We start from the raw sequence: 23,831 nt of genomic DNA, 5'->3' as shown, positions 1-23,831 counted from the left end.
CTGAAAAGCGGGGAAATCCGTCAGGAATAACCCCGCTTTTTCCCCTTAGATGCGGAATACAAATGACTTGACAGCCCCATTTTGATATAATATGTTAAGTTGTCTTAGGGAAAAGGTGAGGACGGGTGAACGCCTTGAAAATTTACGAAAAAGCGCCTGCTAAAATTAATTTGATGCTGGACGTTTTACATAAAAGAAGCGATGGATTCCATGAAGTTGAAATGATCATGACCATGGTCGATCTAGCTGATCGGCTGGAAATGTCGGAGCTGCCGCGAGATACTATTTTCATCTCCAGTCAGGCGGGTTATATCCCGCTCGACGAGAAGAATCTGGCTTTCCAGGCAGCCAGACTCATTAAGGAGCGCTATAACGTGCGTACGGGTGTCCATATTCATCTGGATAAAAAGATTCCAGTTGCAGCAGGACTTGCCGGCGGCAGCAGCGACGCAGCAGCAGCGCTGCGTGGATTGAACCGTCTGTGGCGATTGAATATACCGGATCACGAACTTCAGGAGCTTGGAGCTGAACTCGGGTCGGATGTTCCATTCTGTATCACAGGAGGGACTGCACTCGCTACAGGCCGTGGTGAGAAGTTAACTCCCATTCCTAATCCGCCGCAATGCTGGGTAATTCTGGCCAAGCCTCCGATTAATGTGTCTACAGCCGATGTGTACGGAAGGTTCCGCAGTGACAAGATTGTTCGTCATCCGAGTGCAGCTAAAATGGAGCAGGCTATTCGCAATCAATCATTTACGGAAGTCTGTAACCAAATGGGCAATGTGCTTGAAGATGTAACGTTGAAGCTGTATCCGGAAGTTCAGCATCTGAAGGATGCCATGATTCGATTGGGTGCAGACGGCGTGTTAATGTCCGGTAGCGGTCCAACGGTATTTGGTCTGGTTTCCAAAGAATCCAAGGTTGCCCGGATATACAATGGTCTGCGTGGGTTCTGTAAAGAAGTGTACGCTGTACGTATGTTAACGTAAAATTCGCTTTTATAATGTACAAACACGTATAAAGGTGTTATATTCTTAAATAATTATTCGGATTTGGATGTTTCCGTGATCGTGAGGATGGATCTCTGTGAAGAAGTTAAAACGAAGCGCAAGGCTGGTTGAAATGACGCAATACTTATTGTCCAGACCGCATACGGTTATTCCGTTGACCACATTTGCCGAACGTTATGGTGCCGCAAAGTCTTCAATTAGTGAAGATTTGGCGATTATCAAAGAAGTGTTCGAAGAAGGTGGGTCAGGAGAACTGCATACACTGGCTGGAGCAGCCGGGGGAGTAAGATGGATTCCGAAGGTATCCCGAGAACTGGCACTGGCATTTGCGGAGCGGCTCTCTACCCAGCTCGCGCAACCTGATCGGATCTTGCCTGGGGAATACCTGTACATGTCCGACTTGCTTGGTCAGCCCGCATTGATGAATGAAGCCGGCAAGATTTTTGCAACGGCATTTGGCAATATGAATATTGATGTGGTTATGACGGTAGAAACCAAAGGAATTCCATTGGCTTATGCGACCGGAGCCCAGCTCAACCTGCCTGTCGTGCTCGTACGCAGGGACCATCAGGCTACAGAAGGATCGGCCGTTAGTATCAATTATGTATCCGGGTCCCATAAAAGTCTGCATACCATGTCCCTGTCCCGCAGGGCGATGCGTGAGCATTCCAGAGTACTTATTGTGGATGACTTCATGAAGGCCGGGGGTACGGTGCAAGGAATGATCGATCTTTTGGCCGAGTTTAATGCTACAGTAGCCGGGGTAGGGGTACTGGTGGAATCTGGTTCTGTAGATTCAGAAGAACGCCTGTTAACAGATTACGTATCTCTGGCGAAACTGACGGCGGTTGATGCCAAGAGCAGACAGATTTCCGTCAAGCCTGGCAACTATTTTGACCTGTAGAAAGATGACGAATGTTATGTCGTTAAAAGGTCTTTTCCATCGACCTGGCATGAACGTTGTCGAATTGTGTATTAAATAAAAAAATTCCTGAAATTAGGAAATTTTTGTGGTTATAAAAAGAAGGAGTTCGTATATGCTGTGTGGAATTATACACCAAGTTCTGATGGAAAAAGGTGGTGAACACACACATGCAAATTACGGATGTCAGACTCCGCCGTGTTAACTCGGAGGGGAGAATGAAGGCTATCGCATCCATTACCATCGATAACGAATTCGTCGTTCATGACATTCGTGTCATTGATGGTAACAACGGAATGTTTGTTGCTATGCCGAGCAAACGTACTCCTGATGGAGAGTTCCGTGATATCGCCCACCCGATCTCTTCCGGTACGCGTGAGAAGATTCAGGCAGCAGTTTTGACTGAATACGATCGTGCGGCAACTGAGGAAGAAGTCATTGAAGAAGGTGCCTGAGAACATTATTGGGGTTCGAAGGAAAAGAGAGCCATGTCTTATGGCTCTCTTTTCTTTTTGACCGGAATAAGATATATTCAGTATTGAGTTTATTAGCAGAGAACAAAAAGCGCATCGTGCGCTTGGTGGCAGGGCGGCATCTTAGGAATCATTGGGATTCGGTTAAGCTCGCAGGTACACGGCGTATACATATAGGTCACGATTCGTTGGTGTCCGCGTTGTTACGTGTGATTACAGAGACAGCAGGCGATGAACAGGACCGGCTTGAAGCCGGCTGAACGATACTCATTGGATATATATCAGCAATGCATTTCAATGGGATTTTCAGAACAGGAGGTCGTTAATTTTGAAACGAATGGCAATCGTTCTTGCCGCAGGGCAAGGAAAACGAATGAAATCAAAATTGTACAAAGTACTGCATCCCGTATGCGGTAAACCTATGGTTGGACATGTGCTGGATGCAGCACTCAGCGCAGGCGTTGAACGCAGTGTAGTTGTAGTCGGTCATGGTGCCGAAGCGGTGCAGTCATTTTTGGGTTCCAGAGCGGAGTATGCACTTCAGGCGGAACAACTGGGTACAGGTCATGCAGTGAAGCAGGTTAAATCCTTGCTTGGCGGTGAAACTGGCTCTACGATTGTGGTCTGCGGAGATACACCACTTGTGACCAGTGAGACGTTGGAAGGTCTGATGAAGTTGCATGAGAGCAGCGGAGCAGCAGCCACAGTTCTTACGGCTCAGTTGGACAATCCCAAAGGTTATGGCCGCGTCATTCGCGGAGAAGATGGATCTGTACAACGGATTGTGGAACAAAAGGATTGCACAGAGCAGGAAGATGCTGTGAATGAGATTAACACGGGCACATACTGTTTCGATAATGCAAAATTGTTCGCTGCCTTGGAAAAAGTGACGAACCAGAACGCTCAGGGAGAGTATTATCTCACAGACGTAGTTGGCATTTTCCGCAATGATGGAGAAGTGGTTGAAGCTTACATGTCGGATGACATCGCAGAATCCATCGGGGTTAACGACCGACTTGCACTTTCGCAAGCCGAAGCCTTCATGCGTGAACGTCTTGCCGTACGCCATATGTTGAACGGTGTGACAATCATTGATCCGTCATCGACATATATCGGAGCGGATGTTACGATTGGATCAGATACAGTTCTGTATCCGGGGACAATCCTCAAAGGCACAACTTCCATTGGTGAAGCATGTCATATTGGTCCTCAGGCAGATGTGGAAGACAGTGTTATTCAGGACGGAGTTACAATTAAACATTCGGTAGTATCCAATGCCGAGGTTGGTTCTGATGCAACGGTAGGTCCATTTGCTAATTTGCGTCCAGGGACCAAACTGGGTCGCAACGTAAAAATTGGTGACTTTGTTGAAGTGAAAAATGCTACAATTGATGAAGGTTCCAAAGTATCTCATCTCAGCTATATTGGGGATGCCAAAGTAGGGAAAAACGTAAATGTTGGATGCGGGGCAATAACTGTCAATTATGATGGTTATAATAAAGCTGTGACAACGATTGAAGATGATGCTTTTGTAGGCAGCAACGTTAATCTGATTGCACCGATTACGGTAGGAAAAGGCGCTTATGTGGTTGCTGGCTCCACCGTTACCCATTCCGTTCCCGAGAATGATCTGGCCATTGCTCGTCCACGTCAGGAGAATAAACCTGGTTATGCGGAGAAGATTCGCGGACGTGCCAAAGCCAAGAAACAAAATGCCAAACCCCAATAAGGGGTTTTGATAACAAGATTGCCTCCCGAAGATCGGGGAGGTGCCGACATGTCGCAGACGCTTATTGATTCCAATGAACCAGCACGGAGGGTTTTTATTTTATGACTTATTTTGATTCGAAATTAAAAATATTTACTTGCAATTCTAACCCCAAGCTCGCCCATCAAATTGCTGATTATATCGGGATCCCTATGGGTGAATCTCACACAACCAGCTTTAGTGATGGCGAGATTCAAGTGAAACTCTCCGAGAGTGTTCGGGGTTGTCACGTTTATATCGTGCAGTCCACTTGCTTGCCGGTTAATGATAACCTGATGGAAATGCTCGTTATGATTGATGCACTCAAACGGGCATCTGCCAAGACGATTAACGTCGTTATTCCTTACTATGGCTATGCAAGACAGGATCGCAAGGCACGTTCGCGTGACCCGATTACAGCGAAACTGGTTGCTAACCTGATTGAAAAAGCGGGTGCAACCCGTGTCATCGCGATGGACTTGCATGCAATGCAGATCCAGGGATTCTTCGACATTCCAGTCGACCATTTGCTTGGCGTGCCAATTCTGGCTCAATATTTCCGGTCGAAACAGATCGAAAATCCGGTTGTTGTGTCGCCTGACCACGGTGGCGTAGTGCGCGCACGTAAACTGGCTGATTTCCTGAATGCACCCCTGGCGATTATCGATAAACGTCGTCCTGAGCCAAATGTGAGCGAAGTGATGAACATTATCGGTAACATCGAGGGTAAAACAGCTATCCTGATCGATGACATTATTGACACGGCGGGAACGATTGTACTGGGAGCGAATGCTCTGATGGAAGGCGGCGTAAAAGAAGTATACGCGTGCTGTACTCACCCGGTATTGTCCGGACCTGCGATGGAACGTTTGGAGAATGCACCATTGAAGGAAGTCATCGTAACGGATACCATTCCAATTACGCATGCTAATCCGACAAGCAAACTCAAAGTGTTGTCTGTAGCGCCTTTGCTCGGAGAAGCGATTATCCGGGTTCATGAGGAATTGTCAATCAGCAAGCTGTTTGAAATTGAATAAGGATGTCTGCATAAAGTAGTAGAGGGGTTACGTTTTCCGGTTCAATGGAAAATGTAACCCCTGTCGGCGTGCCGTTTTATTAAAGGTGAAACAGACGCTGGTCAGTCCATATAAGTTTGAACTACTCATTTACACAATAACGGAGAGGGCAGAAAAGATCTGAAGAAGCGAAGCGTTCGCCTTTATCACCGGATTTTCCCTTTGAAAAGGGAATCAAAAAATCTGGGGATAACAGCGATCGGAAGATGTTTCTGCACGCGCAGTGATCCAGTGTAAAATGGTTCGTTCATCTTAATATGGTTAATACCCGGGGCGGGAGATAAATCGGAAACGACGCCGATGAAAAAGCGTGTCGGCAATTTCGACGAATTGATTATCGAAACGTGTGATTAGACCAATCTCAATATGGGTGTCGCGGTCGTATACCTGTACAGGTACGTGATATTCGAGATGATAGATAAAATCGCTATGTTGAGTCAGTTGTCCATTGTCTTCGCGCAAAACCCGCTCACCTTCCTGGGTCGATAAAATATTAACTGTGAACACTACAGTAAATCGATCTTTACTTTCTTGATATTATATGAAATATAAGATTCGAAGTCTATGCCTCACCTCAGGCTAATCCGAAGGAGGGAACAAGATGAAGTGGATTGTCGGACTTGGAAATCCAGGCTCGAACTATGCCAAAACCCGTCATAATATCGGTTTTATGGCACTGGATCGGTTGGCTGATCGTCATAATATCTCCATTACACAGAATAAATGTAAAGCGCTGATTGGAGAAGGCAATATTGGCGGTGTGAAAACCGTACTGATCAAACCAATGACCTATATGAACTTGTCTGGTGAATCGGTTCGAGCATATATGGATTTTTATAAAGTTAGTCTTGAAGATCTGATTGTTGTGTACGACGACATGGATACAGAGATTGGCAAAGTCAGATTGCGTTACCAAGGTAGTGCAGGCGGACATAATGGAATCAAGTCCATTATTCAGCATACCGGTACACAGCAGTTTAACCGGGTGCGCATGGGAATATCCCGGCCTGAACCAGGACATGCCATTGTTGATTATGTACTGTCGACATTTATGAAGAAAGAAAAGGAAGCCCTTGATCAGACCATTGAGCAAACATGTGATGCCCTGGAGCATAGCTTGACTCATACGTTTGAACAAACAATGGCGAAGTTTAACGGTTAATTTTGTAAGACATACTGGTAAAATGATCATAAAGACGGGTTCGATTCAGCCATAATGGACATACTGGATGTATAAACCATGTTCAGGAGGCATAAACATGTCAGTGAATTACGTATGTAGGCATTGCCGTACCTTTATTGGACGAATCGATTCTGCCCGGATAACGGAAGTAGAGCTCGGCTTTCATTTCTTGACCCCCGACGAGCGGAGGGATATAATAGCGTATAATTCCGGTGGTGACATTACCGTTCGGATTACATGTGATTACTGTAAGGAAGCCCTGGAGCACAATCCGGAGCTTAGCCTGCTCGCGAGTCCGCTTCAGTAGACATCGCCTGTACAGGATCGAATGACAGTTGAGGGCGGTTGCGTAATAACGCTCCACCTTTTATAGCCTTGGCAGCCTGCTGAGGCTTCTTTTCAGTTGGCATGAAAGTCATGGCTATCTCGAAATCAGGCTCAGCCGCATCAACAGATGTGGCAATGTTGCGAGTAATCCGATATGATGAAACAGGACAAAAAGGAATTTGTATCCATTTTAATAGTGATGCTACGCGTATGCGTGAGATAATCAAGTAAGTTATAAGAGAGGTGCCCCTTTTGTTACAAGCACTTATACAGGCTTTTTCCAAAGATCCGGACTTCGGGTCCATTACAGCCGGAATCAAATCCGGCATGAAGGAACAATTGGTTTCGGGTCTATCCGGATCGGCGCGTCAGATTATGCTGGCTGCTCTGCATCAGGAAATGAACCGACCATTGCTCGTAGTAACACATAATATGTTTTCAGCTCAAAAAATTGCAGAAGATTTACAGGAAGCGCTTTCACCTGATCAGGTGTTAATCTATCCTGCCAACGAACTTGTCGCTGCGGAAGCTGCTGTTTCCAGCCCGGAAACATTGGGTCAGCGTATTGATGTGTTGGTCCGCTGCGCCCAGGGATTCAGGGGCGTTGTTGTTATTCCTTTTTCCGGGGTAAGACGTTATGTTCCGCTTCCGGAAGTGATGGCCAATGCTCGAATTTTGATCAAACAGGGTAACACACTTCAACTGGACTCCTTCCTACTGGAGATGGTAAAGCTCGGATACGAGCGTGTGGAACGCGTGGAATCTCGTGGTGAGATGAGTGTACGCGGAGGTATCATCGACTTCTATCCGGTTACTTCATCGATCGCATATCGGGTGGAGTTATTTGATGATGAGATCGACTCCATTCGGACATTTGATCCAGCGGATCAGCGTTCGATTGAACGGATTGAAGAAATTACGGTTTTACCATGCAAGGAGTTAATTGCAGATCGTGAACGTATGGAAAAGGCTGCCGATGCGGCTGCTCTTTTGCTGGAGCAACAGCTGGAGAAAATGACGGACCGGCAGGCGAAGCTGCGTCTTCGTGAGGAAATTCACCGGGAGATCGAGCTTTTGCGGGAACACGTGTATTTCTCCGAAATGTATAAATATATTTCTCCGCTCTATCCGGAGAACAAAACGATCTACGACTATATGCCAGAAGATACCCTGCTGGTTCTTGATGAGCCTGCCAGACTATCGGAGACATCGAAACAGCTGGACCGTGATGAATCGGAGTGGAACCTGCATTTGATGCAAAACGGAAAAACACTTCCGGATCTTCCATTATCCGCAGACGGTGATGAACTCTTGTATGAGCGTCCATTCCAGACGCTGTTTATGTCGATCTTTTTGCGCCAAGTTCCACACACCCAACCACAGAACATTCTGAACTTCATCAGTCGTGGCATGCAGGATTTCCATGGACAGATGAACGTACTGAAGGCAGAGATGGAGCGTTGGCAGAAGGCCGGAGTCAAAGTGCTCATGCTGGCGAACGGTGAGGAGCGACTCGAGCGGATGCGCCGGGTACTGATGGACTATGATATTCCAGAGCCAGAGATGATGATCGGTAATTTGCAAACGGGATTTGAAATGCCGTCCATTCATTTGGCTGTTGTGACCGAGGGCGAGATGTTCTCGCAAAAACAGCGTAAAGTACGCAAACCGATTCGGAATGTGGATAATGCTGAACGGATCAAATCATATAGCGAGCTAAAAGTGGGCGATTATGTCGTTCACCAGAACCACGGGATTGGTAAGTACCTGGGGATCGGCACCCTCGAAGTTGGCGGTATTCATAAGGACTACATGCATATTCTCTATGCGGGTGGAGACAAACTGTCTGTACCTATTGAGCAGATCGATCTGATTCAGAAATATGTTGGTTCCGAAGAGAAAGAACCGAAAATATACAAGCTGGGCGGCAATGAGTGGACACGGGTTAAAAATAAAGTCCGCACATCTGTACAGGATATTGCTGATGATCTAATTAAGCTGTATGCAGAGCGTCAGACCTCCAAAGGGTTTGGATTCGACAAGGATTCTGCGGAGCAGCAGGAGTTTGAGGACATGTTCCCTTACGATGAGACACGTGATCAGGTGCGTGCGATCGAAGAAATCAAAAAGGACATGGAACAAAACCGTCCAATGGATCGTTTATTGTGTGGGGATGTCGGTTACGGCAAAACCGAGGTGGCTATTCGGGCTGCATTTAAAGCAGCTATTGAAGGCAAACAGGTGGCTGTCCTCGTGCCAACAACTATTTTGGCACAGCAGCATTTTGAGACGTTCCGTGAGCGCTTCTCCGGTTATCCGTTCAACATTCATGTGCTTAGCCGGTTCCGCTCCCGTAAAGAGCAGAATGAAACAGCCAAAGGCATCAAGGCAGGCACAGTCGATATTGTCATCGGGACGCATCGATTGCTGTCGCAGGATCTGGTGTTCAAGGACCTGGGACTGCTCATTGTTGATGAAGAACAGCGCTTCGGTGTAACCCATAAGGAAAAACTGAAGAAGCTGAAAACCAATGTGGACGTGCTGACACTGACGGCAACGCCGATTCCGCGTACGCTTCATATGTCCATGCTGGGTGTGCGTGATCTGTCCGTTATCGAGACTCCACCAGAGAATCGTTTCCCGGTGCAGACCTATGTGGTTGAACACAGCCAGGCGCTTGTACGTGAAGCCATTGAGCGTGAGCTTGCCCGTGGTGGGCAAGTGTATTACCTCTACAACCGTGTTCAGGGAATCCAGGAGATGGCAGCCGAAATTTCTGAACTTGTGCCTGAAGCCAAAGTTGGTGTAGGACATGGTCAGATGTCGGAAACAGAGCTGGAGAAAACGATTCTGGACTTCCTGGATGGTGAATATGACGTGCTTGTGAGCACAAGTATCATCGAGACCGGGGTAGATATTCCGAACGTAAATACACTGATCGTACATGATGCGGATAAAATGGGACTCTCCCAGCTGTATCAACTGCGCGGACGTGTGGGTCGTTCCAACCGTATTGCGTATGCCTATTTTACGTACCAACGGGATAAAGTGCTTACTGAAGTTGCTGAGAAACGTCTGCAATCAATCAAAGAATTTACCGAACTGGGTTCAGGATTCAAAATTGCCATGCGTGACTTGTCGATTCGTGGTGCGGGAAATCTGCTAGGAGCGGAGCAGCATGGTTTCATCGCTTCCGTCGGGTTTGATCTGTATTCCCAGATGCTTGCGGAGGAGATCAACAAACGCAAAGTTACGATGCTTGGCGAGGAGCCGGTACCTTCAGATCAGTGGAATACAACGCTGGATCTCAGTATCGATGCCTACTTGCCGTCCGATTATATCTATGACAGTATTCAGAAGATTGAGATCTACAAAAAAGTGGCGGTCATTGCATCCTTCGACGATGCGATGGAGTTGGAAGACGAATTGGTTGACCGATTCGGTGATCTTCCGGAAGCCGTCATTAACTTGCTGGCTGTTGCGCGGATGAAAGTATACGGCAAAATCTACGGTATTGAGTCCATTTCCCAACGTGGTGAGGACATTACCGTGAAGTTCTATGAAGGGCGTGAACATGCCTTTGAACTCTCGAAAATCGCGCACATTGGAAATCAGTTCGAAAGACGTGTACAATTTGAACAAGGACCCCATATGCTGATTCACGCTAAAGGCAAGGGGCTTGGGGATAAGCAACTGATGGAGCTGGTAGAGAAAATTCTGGAGTCCATGAAAACTGCTTTTAAATCAAAGGGGGAACTAAAGGATGTTACCAAAGTATAAAAAAGTAGGAAAAGTACTGTCTGTGAGCATGGTCGCAGTACTATCCTTATCACTGCTTGCTGCATGTGGCAAGAAGGAAGAAGCAAAAACACCTGAATCCACGGATACAAGTGCCGTAGTCGCTACGTATGATGGTGGTACCATTACAGCCAATGAATTCGACATGGAGCAACGTGTCATGAAATTCCTCTATCCGGAGTATGCACAAATGATGGATATGGACGATTTCAAAGAGTATCTGGTGAAACAGGAAGTTGCTTATGAATATCTGAGTGGCAAAGCAAGTGAAGAAGCCAAAACAGCAGGTACAAAAGCGGCAACTGAGCAATTCGATAAAATGAAAGCTTCTGTTCAGGCAGATCAATGGACAGAAATGCTCAAAGCTCAGAAACTGACTGACGACAACATTAAAGACTACATGACTCGGATCATGACAGTAATCAAAGATAAAGAAACAGGCGTTACGGACGATGCAATCAAGGCTGAGTTTGAGAAAAACAAAGATCAGTTCACAACGGCTTCCGTTCGTCACGTGCTGATTAACTTCACAGATCCAAAAACGCAAAAAGAGCGTAAAAAAGAAGATGCACTTAAAATTGCAAAAGAAGTAAAAACCAAGTTGGATGGCGGAGCTGATTTTGCTGAAATTGCAAAAAAATATTCCGAAGATCCAGGTTCTGCTGAAAAGGGTGGACTGTATGAAAATACACCTGTAGGTAGCTGGGTAGAGGCATTTAAGGAAGCTGCAAAAACATTGCCACTGAACAAAATCAGTGATCCAGTAGAGACAGAGTACGGTTACCACGTCATGAAAGTGGAAGCTCGTACAGAAGCTGACTTTGCCAAATTGACGGCTGAACAAAAAGAAAGTCTGAAGAGCCAATTGGCTGCAGCCGAAATCGATACGTTCATGCAAAATGAATTGGACAAAATCGTAAAAGAAGTTAAACTGCCAAAAACAGAAAAAGCTGAAGAAGGTAAGACTGAAGGCACAACTGAAGGCACAACTGAAGGCACTACGGGTACAGGAACTGAAGGAGAAAAAACAACCGAACCAAAAACGGATGACTCCACAGGTACGGATACCAAGACTGACCAAGGTACGACTGGAACAGACAAAGATGCAACTACAGATGAAGGTACAAGCAGCAAGTAAGCTGGTAAAATTGCTGTGTTAGCATACGTTCAGGGTTAAATTCGCCCGAATGAATGCCTTGTACTACGTAAATATGGACAACCATACAGAGAAGCAAGGGGAGGACTTAGGACCTCCTTCTTGCTTCTTCTTTTATATATTCAAGTCGTATGGGTACATGGTCGCCTTCTTCGAAAGTTACACAACTATATTCTCCGAAGCATGTATAAGGAAATGGGAACAGATGAATACTATGGTCAAGATATCACACTAAACGTTCTGGGACTTTCCTCTACCCATTAAGGAACAGTAGTTGAAAAATCTTCTCGAGAAAGTGGGGCAACATGTGAAATGAAAGCTACTGGTATTGTCCGCCGTATAGATGACCTTGGTCGTGTGGTCATTCCAAAAGAAATCCGCCGTACGTTACGTATTCGTGAAGGTGATCCACTGGAAATTTTCGTGGATCGTGATGGAGAAGTTATCCTTAAAAAATATTCGCCAATTGGCGAACTTGGTGATTTTGCCAAAGAATATGCAGAATCCCTGTATGAGAGTACAGGACATGTAACGATGATTTCTGACCGGGATACCATTATCACGGTGGCAGGCGGCTCCAAGAAAGAATATTTGGACAAGCAGGTGGGTCAACTGTTGGAAGGTTGTATGGAAAACAGGAAGACCATTCTGGAAACAAACAATGGTTCTTATGAACTTAGCAAAGATCATGACGAGACGTTATCCTCTTTTGTTATTGCGCCGATTATTTCAGGTGGTGACCCCATCGGAACGGTTATCCTGTTCAATAAGGATGAATCGGTGAAGATGTCTCAGATGGAAGTGAAGATGTCTGAGACGGCTGCTGGTTTCCTTGGCAAGCAAATGGAACAATAGATCGCAGATCAACTCCTGGTGCCCTGTTTGGGCATACGGGAGTTTTTGCATTTTAAGGGACAACGAAGTTAATCCGGATGATTGTGATGGGGGAGGGTTAGTCTGTGTGCCTTCAGGCAGTTATAATAGCAAAGTATGCTTAAAAGGATTACGCGGGAGGGACTTATGAAACAGCCGTCTACAGGCTCAAGGCTGCTACAGGGTGCATTTATACTTGGGCTTGCTGCCATTATCTCTAAAATCATTGGTGCTTTTCAGAAGATTCCGCTGCAGAATCTGGGGGGAGACGGTGTATTTGGCATCTACAATACGGTGTATCCGTTATATATGCTCATTATCACGCTTGCTGCTGCAGGGCTGCCGCTGGCCGTATCCAAATTCGTAGCAGAACAGAACGCACTCGGAAGACCAGACGAGAGCAGAAGAATTATTCGACTATCTTCCCTACTGCTCGGGGGAATTGGAATTATAATGGCGCTCTTGATGTATGCAGGTGCGCCGCTGATCGCTGACATGATTGGCAACCGCCATGTGGTTCCATCGATTCGTGCTGCTTCATGGGCGTTATTATTCGTACCGGTGATGACAGGGCTGCGTGGATATTTTCAGGGATTACAGCAGATGGTTCCAACAGCGGTATCACAAGTGGTGGAGCAGACGATACGTGTCACCGTCATGATTGTTCTGCTTCTGTGGTTGATGAGACGGGACGCTTCGCTTGAGACTATTGCCGCTGGTGCCATGATGGGCTCCGTTGCCGGCGGAATGGTTGGGCTGCTTACCATGTTAGGGTACATGGCCCGTCATCGGCGGAAAGGCAAGGAAGTGCGAACCGAACAGTTGGATTCGGAATGGAGCAGTAACAGCGGAGAAGTTGGATCAGATCGTCATGAACGTCAGGAGAATACACCGGTTACGCCGCTGAAGAAAACGGTGAGTGCTATTAACCCGGCTCTGGCAGAAAGATCACGATCCAATGGGGAGTGGATCAAGACGCTACTCATGTATGCCATTCCCGTCTGTCTCGGGTCGCTGGCTGTACCGCTGATGAATCTGGTGGATACCTTCACCGTGCCCCGATTGCTGCGAGGAGAAGGACTGGATGAGCTTCAGTCGATGGTTTCCTTCGGCATCTATAACCGTGGATTGCCGCTGGTTCAACTGGTGACGATGCTGGCCACGTCACTGTCTGTGCTGTTTATTCCGGCGATGGCGGAAGCCCGGTTAAAGGGCGGGCCAGAAGCCGTCCGGCAGCAAGCAGGCCTCGCGCTGCGCTGGTTCTGGTTGATCGGCCTGGCGGCATCCGCGGGTCTCGCGGTGCTGGCGGAGCCGATTAACCGCATGCTGTACGGAGATGCCGCAGGCACCGAAGCACTGCGGTACATGGCGCTGACGGCTGCGGGCAGCACCGTCAGCATTATTGCGGCGGCGCTGCTGCAAGGCCTCGGCGCTGTGCGCGCACCCGCGTTCAGCATGCTGGCCGCCGCAGGCGTCAAGGCGCTGCTGAACGTCATGCTTGTGCCGGCGCTGGGCATCAGCGGCGCGGCCCTGGCAGGCGCAGTCGCCTACATGCTGGCGGCTGGCCTGAATGTGGCGCTGCTGGCGCGACTTGTCGCCCTGCGCCCTGCCCCTGGCGCCGTCCTGGCGAAGCCGGCGCTGGTAATCGCCGCCATGAGTCTGGCGGCGGTAGGCACGGCCTGGGCCGCCGAAGCGATGCTCGGCGGCATGGGTATCGCGGCCGACCGCCGGCTGGCCGCGATGGGCGTGAGCCTGCTGGGCATTGCCGCAGGCTCGGCCGTGTTCTTGCTGGCGGCGGCCCGGACAGGGCTACTGACCGCCGCGGAGCTGGCGGCTGTGCCCAAGTTGGGGCCTCGCCTTGCCAAGCTGCTGCGCAGACTGCGTGTGCTGCGCTAGTTCCATGCTCACGGTGCTTCTGCATCCAGCACAGCGAATATGCAATTATAGGATATCGAATGATTCTGGTATAATACGTGTAATTAGTCCTGTTCAGACACGATGATTATGAGACTGGACAGGATAGTCCGGATGGAGGTTTACGTAATGAGTGCAGCTTTAACCGTAGTGGGTCTTGGATCTGGAGATGCAGACCAACTGACCGTAGGTATTATCAAAAAAATGAAACATGCAGCTACGCTGTATGTACGTACCCTGGATCATCCCGTATTGAATGATCTGCAACAAGAGGGGCTGGAGATGACATCATTTGATGCTATCTATGAGGCGAAGTCCTCCTTCCCCGAGGTGTATGATGAGATCGCAAACCAACTGATAGAGGCCGCTCGCAAGGGGGAGGCTGGAACCGAGATTGTGTATGCCGTACCCGGTCATCCGATGGTAGCAGAAGCAAGTGTGCGCCTGCTCAAAGAACGTTGTCCGCAGATGGGTATCTCATTGCGTGTCATGGGCGGGGAGAGCTTTCTGGACGAAGCCTTTATACGGCTTGGATTCGATCCAATCGAAGGGTTTCAACTCCTGGATGCCAGCAGCCTGAACACGGAATTGGTACAACCACAGCTACATACATTGATTGGACAAGTCTACGATGTGTTCACTGCTTCAGATGTGAAGCTATGCCTGATGGAGGTTTACCCGGATGATTATCCGGTATTTGTGGGTCACGCGTTGGGTGTACAGGGCCAGGAGGTCATTCACAAGATTCCATTGCACGAACTGGACCGGATCGAAGGGTACGGCAATCTGTCACTGATCTATGTACCGAAGAACACTGATGATGCCCTGCGTCGCCGTTCCTTTGCGCGTTTGCATGAGATCGTCAATATTCTTCGCAGTCCGGGTGGCTGTCCATGGGATCAGGAGCAGACGCATCAGTCCATTCGCAAAAACCTGATTGAAGAGACCTATGAGGTCATTGAGACGATCGATGAGGATGACCCCGACCATATGAAAGAAGAGCTGGGTGATCTGCTGCTGCAGATTTTATTGCATTCCCAGATGGAAGAAGAGGTTGGTACATTCAATGTGTATGATGTCATCGAAGGTTTGAATGATAAGCTGATCTTCCGTCATCCACACGTTTTTGGCGATAATCAGGCAGAAGATGCGAATGAAGCTCTTCAGAACTGGGAACAGATGAAGGCAGAGGAGAAGAAGCGCAAAGGCCAGGATCAGCAGAAGGTTTCCGTGCTGGATGGTATACCGCGTGACTTGCCTGCATTGATGAAGGGATACAAGTTACAGAAGAAAGCAGCCAAAGTAGGCTTTGACTGGGATGATGTTGAAGGTGTGTTTGCCAAGATCGAGGAAGAACTGGCGGAGTTGAAAGAAGCGGTGCAACAAGGCCAGTCTGCGGAAGAACGGAAGCTCGAACTGGGTGATTTGTTATTCGCAGCCGCAAACGTTGCAAGATTCATCGATACGGACCCGGAAGAGGCGCTTGCTGCGACCAACCGCAAGTTCATCGGGCGGTTCCAGTACATCGAAGAGCGTCTTCGCGAACAGGGAAGAACACCAGCAGATAGCAATGTAGAAGAGATGGAGCAATTCTGGCAGGATGCGAAGAAGGCAGGATTATAACAGGTTCAATTTTCTGGGAAAAGCCAGATAACCTTATTCCATTCATGCTATGCAGTGTGTTATGATAATACGAACATGTGTTCATCTGTGTAAACTGGGGTTGGTGTTTAGCGACGGATGGTTTCGGGTACTGGTCTTAGACTGTTGCCTGCGGACCATCGACAAAAAGCTAAAAAAAGTCGCGGACCAAGGCAGGATTTCAGATGCCAAGCCAGAATACATGTGTAGTAACCTTACGCGAAACCAGTGGCAATCGATGTATTGTCAGGAATCGCAGATACTTTTTTTTCAATTTGGGAGGCTTTTAAAAATGAACAAAACAGATCTGATTAACAACATTTCAACCAAAAGTGGTTTGACTAAAAAAGACGTTGAGTCCGTATTGAACGGCTTTTTGGGAGAAATTACAGATGCACTTGCCAGCGGAGACAAAGTACAATTGATCGGCTTTGGCACTTTTGAGACCCGCAAACGTTCCGGTCGTACCGGACGTAACCCACAAACAGGGAATGAAATCGTGATTCCTGAGTCCACTGTTCCTGCATTCAAAGCAGGCAACAAACTTAAAGAAGCCGTAAAATAATGCGTCTTGATAAATTCCTGAAGGTCTCCCGGCTAATCAAACGCCGCACTGTGGCCAAGGACGTCTCTGAACAGGGACGTGTTCTGGTGAACGGACGTGAAGCTAAGCCCAGCGCCGCTGTCAAAGTGGGCGATGAGCTGACGGTTCAGTTCGGTCAGAAACTGGTCACTGTGAAGGTGGAACGAATTGCCGAGAGTACCAAGAAGGATGAGGCGAGCAGCCTCTACACCTTGGTGAAGGAAGAGCCGATCGCCAAGGATAACGGAATGAACTGGTAACAGTACATCTGGTATAAATATTCATTCAATGCAAGTTGAATCGAAACGTCCTCCTGTAACAGGGAAGGGCGTTTTTTTTTACTGGATGCCGGGTTATTTGTTCAACAACGCTGGTTCTATTCCAACCTCCACACCCATAAGCTAGGTGTAAGAAGGAGGGGTACATGCCATGGTTGAGCACGGTAAGGCCAAACAGCATCATCTGAGCATGCAGAATCGGAAACTGCTGGATCTGACGGGTGTCTCCAACGTGGAGAGCTTCGACAGTGAGGAATTTTTGCTGCAGACTGAACTTGGGCATCTGACCATCCGGGGGCACAATTTACATATCAAAAATCTGAGCCTGGAGGAAGGTCTGTTATCCATTGAAGGCACTGTCAGTTCGCTCCAATATCTGGACCCCGGTTCCCAGTCCAAAAATGGTAAAGGCCTGTTTGGCAAGATGTTCCGATGAGTCCGGATACTCAATGGATCACATTGATGTGGATGCTTACTTCGGGGGTCGTGATGGGAATGGCCTACGACAGTTACCGGGTACTGTCCGGACAGCTGCGGTTTCCGAGATGGAGTATTCACACGCTCGATCTGTTGTACTGGGTTGCTTCCGCGCTGTTCGTTTTTCGGATGCTATACGCCGGAAACCACGGACAGTTGCGGTTTTATGTCTTTTTGGGGCTGATTATAGGGGTTTGCTTCTATTTTTGGCTTTTAAGTGTTACAACCCAGCGTTTTGTGGTAATGTTAATTAAACTCGCAAGAACGCTGATTCATTGGTGTGGACATATCCTTAACATCCTGATCGTTATGCCGGCTAAAGGAATTTATAAGTTAATTCGCGTATTATTCGGTTTTGTAATTGCGATACTATTATTCCTGGGCAGGCTGGTGCTACAGTGTTTGGTACCTTTCGGCAAGTTGTTCCGCTGGATGTTTAGGCCGCTCCTGAAACATTGGGTAACGCCACGCTTCATGATCCGTGTGGGTACAAGAATTGCAGCGATGTGGAAACGCTGGTTTTAAGGAGGTCCGTAATGGGTAAAACACCTGTGGGCAGATCAAAGGCTCCAACTAACCAAGGAAAATCTGCCGGTGCAAAAAGGCGCCTCATGCTTTGGATGACGTTTATGATTGTATTTGTAATATGGGCAGGATATACATTCCTTGTGCAGACTGCACAAATTTCGGACAAGAGTTCTCATCTGGCCACTCAGCAAGCTTCAAAGGAAGATACGTTGAAGAAGCTGGAACAGTTGAAGTACGAAGTCAGCCGGTTGAATGACCCTGAATACATAGGACAGCTGGCACGGAAAAAAGGATATTATCTTCCTGAGGAAACGCCGATCCAGGTTGAAGAGTCAGGGAACTGATGGAATTCGGTCTATTACCGAGCTAGGTTTGTTATCCGTGTGTCTGAAGCCGTTAAACCGGAAAAAATAGGCTCTCTGATGGGGTAGTGTTCAGTTGACCTTGGTTTATGGCATAAGGTATAATTACATTAGCGCAGCATTGATTTTGGCATTCAAAAAATCGGGTTGTATATTTTTAAGGGAGGATCATTTTATTCTATGGCAATTGAAGTGGGCACCAAGTTAGAGGGCAAGGTGACAGGAATCACGCATTTTGGAGCATTTGTGGATCTGTCAGGAGGTGTCACGGGTCTCGTTCACATCTCGGAAATCGCCGACAATTATGTCAAAGATGTCAACGACCACCTGAAGCTGAATGACCTCGTTACAGTGAAGGTTATCAACGTTGACAAGGATGGCAAGATCGGACTTTCCATTAAGCAAGCTGTTGACAAACCGGTTGAGCAACAAACCCAATCTAGACCCCCGAGAGCTCCTAGACCGGAACGCAGTGGAGGAGATCGCGAACGATTCAGCGGCGGAGGCCCAAGTGGTGGCCAAGGTCGTGGTGGTGGTGGCGGCGGATTTAACCGTGGTGACCGCGGAGGCCGTTCTTTCAAGCCCGCAGCAGGCAAACCTTCATTTGAGGATAAAATGTCACGCTTCCTGAAAGATAGTGAAGAGCGGATCTCTTCGCTTAAGAAGAACACAGAAGGCAAACGCGGAGGCCGTGGAGCCAAGCGTGTGTAATCTGTCACAACCTGATCTAAACATATAAGTAAAACCGTTAGCCCATGGGCTAACGGTTTTTTTGCGTTTCTTTCACAGATAAGTAGTTGAATAGCTTTTTTTGTAAGGTGAAGCTCCATATCCCCAGTTTTTCTGCACGGCAAAATGAAACCATAAGAACATTTGTCGTCTACCATTTTTTACCGACAGGTTTCCGTGGCATTCCACAGTTATCCTGCTCAAATGGTGGCGAGACCAAACCATCTCCGGTTCAAAATCAGACATTCCGATTGTCGGAATCAAGTAGGAGAATGAATGAAACCACAATAAGGCCGGGGTTTCGCTCCACCGCGCCAGGCTTGTTTCTTTTGTCGTAAACTTTTTGGACCCTGCCCACCTATTCTGACAAACTACGTCTTCTAATCTATCTATAATCAGAACCATCGAGAACGAAACACGAAAATTCAAATTAATCGAATGGGGTGCCTTGAGGATGATGGAAAAGTGGAATGTCATTCAATTTCCGGGAATGAAAGCAGGTAAAGGAGGTACGGAAGCTCGGGAGGAGCTGTCGGTACGTCTGAAACAATGGCTTGGCTCCCGCAAGGCTGTCCAGATGGTTGCTTCCCGCAAATGGGTACTGCTGCTTACGTTTATGGGGTTCCTGCTCGGAAAGGCAATGATCCTGAATGAGTTATCTCCCTTTGCCATTGCTTACTTCGCCGTAATTGCTTTCATGCGCAGGGATTACATCATTCCGGTAGGCGCTGCACTTCTCGCAGGCAGTCTCTTTGCACCGTTTCCGGTACCACTCATTGTTGCATCGGAGATCGCCATCTTTTATCTGCTCTTCCGGGGTCTGGAGTCATATGATCGTGCTGAGTTATCTTATGCACCAACGATGGTGTTTACGACTACATTTATGGTCAAGTTATTCGCGGTTGTGATTGGACCATCCTTCAGCTGGTACGCGATGCTGATGCTCACGATGGATTCGGTATTAAGTTTCGTGCTCACCCTAGTTTTTATACAAGCCATACCGATCTTCACCTACCGCAAAAAAAAATTCAGCCTAAAGAACGAGGAGATCCTCTGCCTGATCATATTGCTCGCTTCCGTTATGACGGGAGCCGTAGGGTGGACCATTCAGTCTTTATCCGTCGAGCATATGCTCTCCCGTTATCTCATATTAATCTTTGCGCTGGTGGGCGGAGCCCCCCTTGGAGCCTCAGTTGGGGTCATTACCGGCTTGATTCTTAGTCTGGCTGACATGTCAGCGGTGTATCAGATGAGCCTGCTTGCTTTTGCCGGGATGCTGGCGGGTATGCTTCGAGAAGGCAAACGTGCGGCGGTTGCACTGGGCATGCTACTGGGTTCGTCCATTCTATCCATATATCTGGGCGGACCGGGCGATGTGATGAACTCATTATGGGAGACGTGTGCAGCTATCGTACTATTCATGTTAACACCTAAAAGCCTGATGACGGCGATATCCAAATATGTACCGGGTACGCAGGATCATACCAAATCGCAGCATGAGTATGCCAAACGGATACGGGATATCACGGCAGAACGGGTAACCCGGTTCTCACAGGTATTCCGTCAATTGTCACGTAGCTTTGATCAGATGTCCGGTGCAGGGGAGCAGGTACAGAAAGAAGGTGGAATGGACCATTTCATGAATGCGGTTGCCGAGGGCACATGTGCAAGCTGTTTCAAGCGTACACAATGCTGGGATGCGAAGTTTATTCAAACCTACAAATATATGACGGACGTGATGAGTACGATTGAAGGAAACCCTGAGATCTCAGGCAAGCAGATTCCAGTCGACTGGAACAGGGTGTGTGCGAAACCGGAAGAGGTCCTTGAAGTCATGCGTGCCCAGTATGGACTGCATCAACATAACATGCAATGGAAGCGTCAAATTATCGATAGCCGGCAGCTGGTTGCAGAGCAATTGTCTGGTGTATCTCAGGTCATGGAGGACCTGGCCAAAGAAATTCAGCGGGAAAGTGATGAGATGGTACAGCAGGAGGAGCAGATTCGGGACGCACTGGAGTCACTGGGCTTATCCATTCACTCCATTGAGATCATCAATCTGGAAGCGGGCAATGTAGAGATTGAGATTGTACATGCATATACACGTGGATTCGATGAGTGCCGGAAAATGATTGCTCCGCTGATCTCGGATGTACTGGACGAGCATATTGCCGTCTTGCATGAGACCATGACCGATCCTCGTCAGGGACTGGCAACCGTCACGTTTGGTTCGGCCAAAACGTTCGAGGTAACCACGGGTGTTGCTGCCGCCGCAAAAGGGGGAGATGTGATGTCAGGCGACAGCTTCAGTACGGTTGAGTTAGGCAACGGTACATTCGCGGTGGCGCTCAGTGATGGAATGGGCAATGGAGAACGGGCACGCATGGAGAGCAGCGCGGCGCTGAACATACTGGAACAGTTGCTACAGTCCGGCATGGACGAGAAACTGGCGATCAAATCCGTGAACTCCGTTCTGATGCTGCGCTCCCCTGAAGAGATGTATGCAACAGTGGATATGGCGCTGATCGATGAATATACGGCAGAGACCACGTTTATGAAAATCGGATCGACGCCAAGTTTTATCAAACGAGGACAGGAGGTTATTCAGGTTTCAGCCAGCAATTTGCCAATCGGTATTATTAAAGATATTGAAGTGGATCTGGTGACGGTACAGCTTCAGCCGGGGGATATCCTCATTATGATGACGGATGGCATCTATGATGCACCGGGGTATGCGGTGAACAAAGAGTTATGGATGAAACGGCTCATTCAAGAGATTGATACAGATGATCCACAAGATTTGGCCGATTGCCTGCTTGAAAGTGTCATAAGATATCAGCAGCATGAGATTTTGGATGATATGACCGTCGTTGTTGGAAAAGTAGAGCATTTCCGCCCTGAATGGGCCACACTGCGTGTGCCTGGCATCAACCGGATGGAGCGTCCACGGACCGTCAGTTAATTGCATATTCTTCTGTTTGAAGTCTCTTCATTCTGGCAATGCTAGTCATAGAGTTGGAGAGTAACGAATAACGGAGGGATATCGGATGAAGCAAATCTTATTGATCACCGACGGTTGTTCCAATGTAGGACCAAGTCCGGTGCTGGCAGCGGCCGAAGCGCTGGAAGAGGGGATTACGGTTAATGTGGTTGGCGTGATTGATTATGGAACCATTGGTGAGTTGGGTAGCCGGGAGATTGAGGATATTGCCAGAGCCGGAGGTGGAATCAGCCAAATTGTAGGTACACGTCAGCTTGCCCATACGATGCAGATGATGACAAGAAAAACGGTGGTTCAGACCATTCAGCAGGCGGTTAATAGAGAGTTAACACAAATTTTGGGAGAGAAGGAGCCCAAAACGGTAACCGATCTGGAGCCTGCACAACGCGCCAGGGTCGTGGAAGTGATGGATGATATGGCTGAAACTATAGCCTTACAGGTTATATTGTTAATCGACGTTAGTGCCAGCATGAAGCCCAAACTGGCTGCGGTAGAAGAAGGCATCCGTGATTTAATGTTAAGTTTGCAGGCGCGTATAGGTCAGAGCAAGCTTTCCGTATTTCATTTTCCCGGACGACACAGCGGAGAAGATGCGGTAATGGATATTGACTGGACAACGGATCCAGGCCGTGTTCGGTCCTTGTTTGGAAGGTTGCAGATGAAGGGTGCAACGCCGACAGGTCCTGCAATTCAGAAGGTGATTGATTTTTACCGTTATGGTACACTGGAGAAACAGCAGGAAATAGAAGGGAACTATCGCATTGAAAGAGAAGGGATGCTCGGTGACAACGTTGTCTGACGCCTCTTTCCCGCCAGGAACAGTGGTTACAGGGAAATGGAATCGCAGTCGTTACACGATTCGGAAGCTACTGGGCAAAGGAGCTAATGGCATCGTTTTTCTTGTCCAACGGGGTGAAAATGGCAAACACTATGCGCTAAAAATGGGATTTGATCCGGTTGATCTGCAATCGGAAGTTAATGTGCTCAAATCTTTTCAACTACAGCGTAATCATGAGGCCCTTCGGCAGAGCGGCATTCCTTCCTATCTTAAAGATGTGGATGATTATGCCGTTCGTGGCCGGGATATTCCCTTTTATGTGATGCGTTACGTTAGAGGTGAGGCACTTCATCACTTTATTCGGCGTCAGGGGACAGACTGGACACTTCTGGTGGGACTTAGACTCTTGCAGAAGCTGGCACAATTGCATCAGGCGGGATGGGTGTTTGGTGATCTCAAACCTCAGAATGTGTTGGTATCCGACTATGGGCAGGTGGAATTGATCGACTACGGCGGAGTTACGTCGATTGGACGAAGCGTCAAACAGTTCACCGAATGGTATGATCGGGGCTTCTGGAATGCAGGTAGCCGTACGGCAGATGGTACCTATGATGTATTTGCATTTGCATTATTATTGATTCATGTACTTGAAGCAGACGCGCTCAAGGCACTGGCGGCCGAAGGATTACCGCAACTGCGAAGTGTGAATCAGCTCGTAGCGCTGGTGGAGCGCAGTGAACGACTGGGTCCTTTTCGCAATTGGACAACTCAGGCATTACGAGGTCAGTTTCGTGATGCAGGTCATGCGGCACAAGGGTGGAAGGAAATGATGGCACGCCCCACGCCTCTCCGCCGTCGTTCCAAAAGTACAACACCGCGCTGGCTTATGAACGCATTTGCTGTATCTGTGATATTACTTATTGGAGTGCTCATCTATGCACTACTTTTCTGATCTGTGAGAGTGCATATACATAA

At 48.0% G+C, this 23,831-nt stretch carries 23 protein-coding genes; 22 read left to right on the top strand and 1 reads right to left on the bottom strand.

All coding sequences use genetic code 11. The features are described from left to right. Positions 1-134 precede the first annotated feature (134 nt). From ispE to C170_RS02615, 6 genes are all read left to right on the top strand, one after another. Positions 135-989: a 4-(cytidine 5'-diphospho)-2-C-methyl-D-erythritol kinase gene (gene ispE / locus C170_RS02635; protein ID WP_036606140.1), complete on the top strand. Its 855-nt coding sequence runs from the start codon at positions 135-137 to the stop codon at positions 987-989. A 97-nt stretch (positions 990-1,086) separates the two neighbouring features. Next, positions 1,087-1,914: a pur operon repressor gene (gene purR, locus C170_RS02630; RefSeq protein WP_017691373.1), complete on the top strand. Its 828-nt coding sequence runs from the start codon at positions 1,087-1,089 to the stop codon at positions 1,912-1,914. 188 nt (positions 1,915-2,102) lie between these two features. After that, complete coding sequence (gene spoVG / locus C170_RS02625) at positions 2,103-2,387, top strand: septation regulator SpoVG (protein WP_017691372.1); 285 nt, start codon at positions 2,103-2,105, stop codon at positions 2,385-2,387. A gap of 83 nt (positions 2,388-2,470) precedes the next feature. Continuing rightward, positions 2,471-2,665 (top strand): hypothetical protein, encoded by a 195-nt coding sequence (locus tag C170_RS30640; protein ID WP_124118801.1) that lies wholly within the window; start codon positions 2,471-2,473, stop codon positions 2,663-2,665. A gap of 77 nt (positions 2,666-2,742) precedes the next feature. Then, entirely contained in the window at positions 2,743-4,134 is a 1,392-nt protein-coding gene (gene glmU, locus C170_RS02620) for a bifunctional UDP-N-acetylglucosamine diphosphorylase/glucosamine-1-phosphate N-acetyltransferase GlmU (protein WP_260633062.1), read from the top strand. 101 nt (positions 4,135-4,235) lie between these two features. Further along, positions 4,236-5,189 carry a ribose-phosphate diphosphokinase gene (locus C170_RS02615; RefSeq protein WP_017691370.1) on the top strand — a complete coding sequence of 318 codons (954 nt, stop codon included), beginning with the start codon at positions 4,236-4,238 and terminating at the stop codon, positions 5,187-5,189. A 300-nt stretch (positions 5,190-5,489) separates the two neighbouring features. Here C170_RS02615 and C170_RS30335 read toward each other — a convergent pair whose 3' ends face one another. Beyond that, the gene (locus C170_RS30335) at positions 5,490-5,690 is read right to left on the bottom strand and encodes a hypothetical protein (protein ID WP_024633712.1); all 201 of its coding nucleotides are present in this window, start codon (positions 5,688-5,690) and stop codon (positions 5,490-5,492) included. A 139-nt stretch (positions 5,691-5,829) separates the two neighbouring features. Here C170_RS30335 and pth point away from each other — a divergent pair, with 139 nt between their 5' ends. From pth to C170_RS02535, 16 genes are all read left to right on the top strand, one after another. Further along, complete coding sequence (gene pth, locus C170_RS02610) at positions 5,830-6,390, top strand: aminoacyl-tRNA hydrolase (protein ID WP_036606126.1); 561 nt, start codon at positions 5,830-5,832, stop codon at positions 6,388-6,390. A 97-nt stretch (positions 6,391-6,487) separates the two neighbouring features. After that, on the top strand, positions 6,488-6,718 hold the full coding sequence (locus tag C170_RS02605; RefSeq protein ID WP_017691368.1) for an anti-sigma-F factor Fin family protein: 231 nt from the start codon (positions 6,488-6,490) through the stop codon (positions 6,716-6,718). A 272-nt stretch (positions 6,719-6,990) separates the two neighbouring features. Continuing rightward, on the top strand, positions 6,991-10,518 hold the full coding sequence (gene mfd / locus C170_RS02600; protein ID WP_036606125.1) for a transcription-repair coupling factor: 3,528 nt from the start codon (positions 6,991-6,993) through the stop codon (positions 10,516-10,518). Next, positions 10,502-11,674, top strand: coding sequence for a peptidylprolyl isomerase (locus tag C170_RS02595; protein WP_036606124.1), 1,173 nt, complete (start codon positions 10,502-10,504; stop codon positions 11,672-11,674). The genes mfd and C170_RS02595 overlap by 17 nt, the downstream gene beginning before the upstream one ends. A gap of 330 nt (positions 11,675-12,004) precedes the next feature. Next, positions 12,005-12,547 (top strand): stage V sporulation protein T, encoded by a 543-nt coding sequence (spoVT, locus tag C170_RS02590; protein ID WP_036606123.1) that lies wholly within the window; start codon positions 12,005-12,007, stop codon positions 12,545-12,547. A gap of 165 nt (positions 12,548-12,712) precedes the next feature. Then, positions 12,713-14,461, top strand: a complete 1,749-nt coding sequence (locus C170_RS02585) for a putative polysaccharide biosynthesis protein (RefSeq protein WP_036606122.1) — start codon at positions 12,713-12,715, stop codon at positions 14,459-14,461. A gap of 147 nt (positions 14,462-14,608) precedes the next feature. Further along, positions 14,609-16,102: a nucleoside triphosphate pyrophosphohydrolase gene (gene mazG, locus C170_RS02580; protein ID WP_036606121.1), complete on the top strand. Its 1,494-nt coding sequence runs from the start codon at positions 14,609-14,611 to the stop codon at positions 16,100-16,102. Between the two features lie 310 nt (positions 16,103-16,412). Continuing rightward, positions 16,413-16,685, top strand: a complete 273-nt coding sequence (locus C170_RS02575; RefSeq protein ID WP_017691362.1) for an HU family DNA-binding protein — start codon at positions 16,413-16,415, stop codon at positions 16,683-16,685. Next, positions 16,685-16,963, top strand: a complete 279-nt coding sequence (locus C170_RS02570) for an RNA-binding S4 domain-containing protein (RefSeq protein ID WP_036606120.1) — start codon at positions 16,685-16,687, stop codon at positions 16,961-16,963. The genes C170_RS02575 and C170_RS02570 overlap by 1 nt, the downstream gene beginning before the upstream one ends. Before the next feature lie 169 nt (positions 16,964-17,132). Next, the gene (gene yabP / locus C170_RS02565) at positions 17,133-17,417 is read left to right on the top strand and encodes a sporulation protein YabP (RefSeq protein ID WP_036606119.1); all 285 of its coding nucleotides are present in this window, start codon (positions 17,133-17,135) and stop codon (positions 17,415-17,417) included. Continuing rightward, entirely contained in the window at positions 17,414-17,983 is a 570-nt protein-coding gene (gene yabQ, locus C170_RS02560; RefSeq protein ID WP_017691359.1) for a spore cortex biosynthesis protein YabQ, read from the top strand. Before yabP ends, yabQ begins: the two co-directional genes overlap by 4 nt. 11 nt (positions 17,984-17,994) lie before the next feature. Beyond that, a complete protein-coding gene (locus C170_RS02555; RefSeq protein ID WP_017691358.1) occupies positions 17,995-18,330 on the top strand; it encodes an FtsB family cell division protein in 336 nt (111 codons plus the stop codon). A 198-nt stretch (positions 18,331-18,528) separates the two neighbouring features. Next, the gene (locus C170_RS02550) at positions 18,529-19,059 is read left to right on the top strand and encodes a S1 domain-containing RNA-binding protein (RefSeq protein ID WP_017691357.1); all 531 of its coding nucleotides are present in this window, start codon (positions 18,529-18,531) and stop codon (positions 19,057-19,059) included. Between the two features lie 472 nt (positions 19,060-19,531). Continuing rightward, positions 19,532-22,039, top strand: coding sequence for a stage II sporulation protein E (spoIIE, locus tag C170_RS02545; protein ID WP_179088724.1), 2,508 nt, complete (start codon positions 19,532-19,534; stop codon positions 22,037-22,039). Between the two features lie 85 nt (positions 22,040-22,124). Then, a complete protein-coding gene (locus C170_RS02540) occupies positions 22,125-22,877 on the top strand; it encodes a VWA domain-containing protein (RefSeq protein WP_036606118.1) in 753 nt (250 codons plus the stop codon). Then, entirely contained in the window at positions 22,861-23,808 is a 948-nt protein-coding gene (locus C170_RS02535; RefSeq protein ID WP_036606117.1) for a serine/threonine protein kinase, read from the top strand. Before C170_RS02540 ends, C170_RS02535 begins: the two co-directional genes overlap by 17 nt. The last annotated feature ends 23 nt before the right edge of the window (positions 23,809-23,831 follow it).

This window comes from Paenibacillus sp. FSL H7-689 (assembly GCF_000517905.1).
GTDB classification, from domain to species: domain Bacteria; phylum Bacillota; class Bacilli; order Paenibacillales; family Paenibacillaceae; genus Paenibacillus; species Paenibacillus amylolyticus.
Note: the sequence above shows the minus strand (reverse complement) of the source record. Positions and strands in the feature narration are given on the sequence as shown.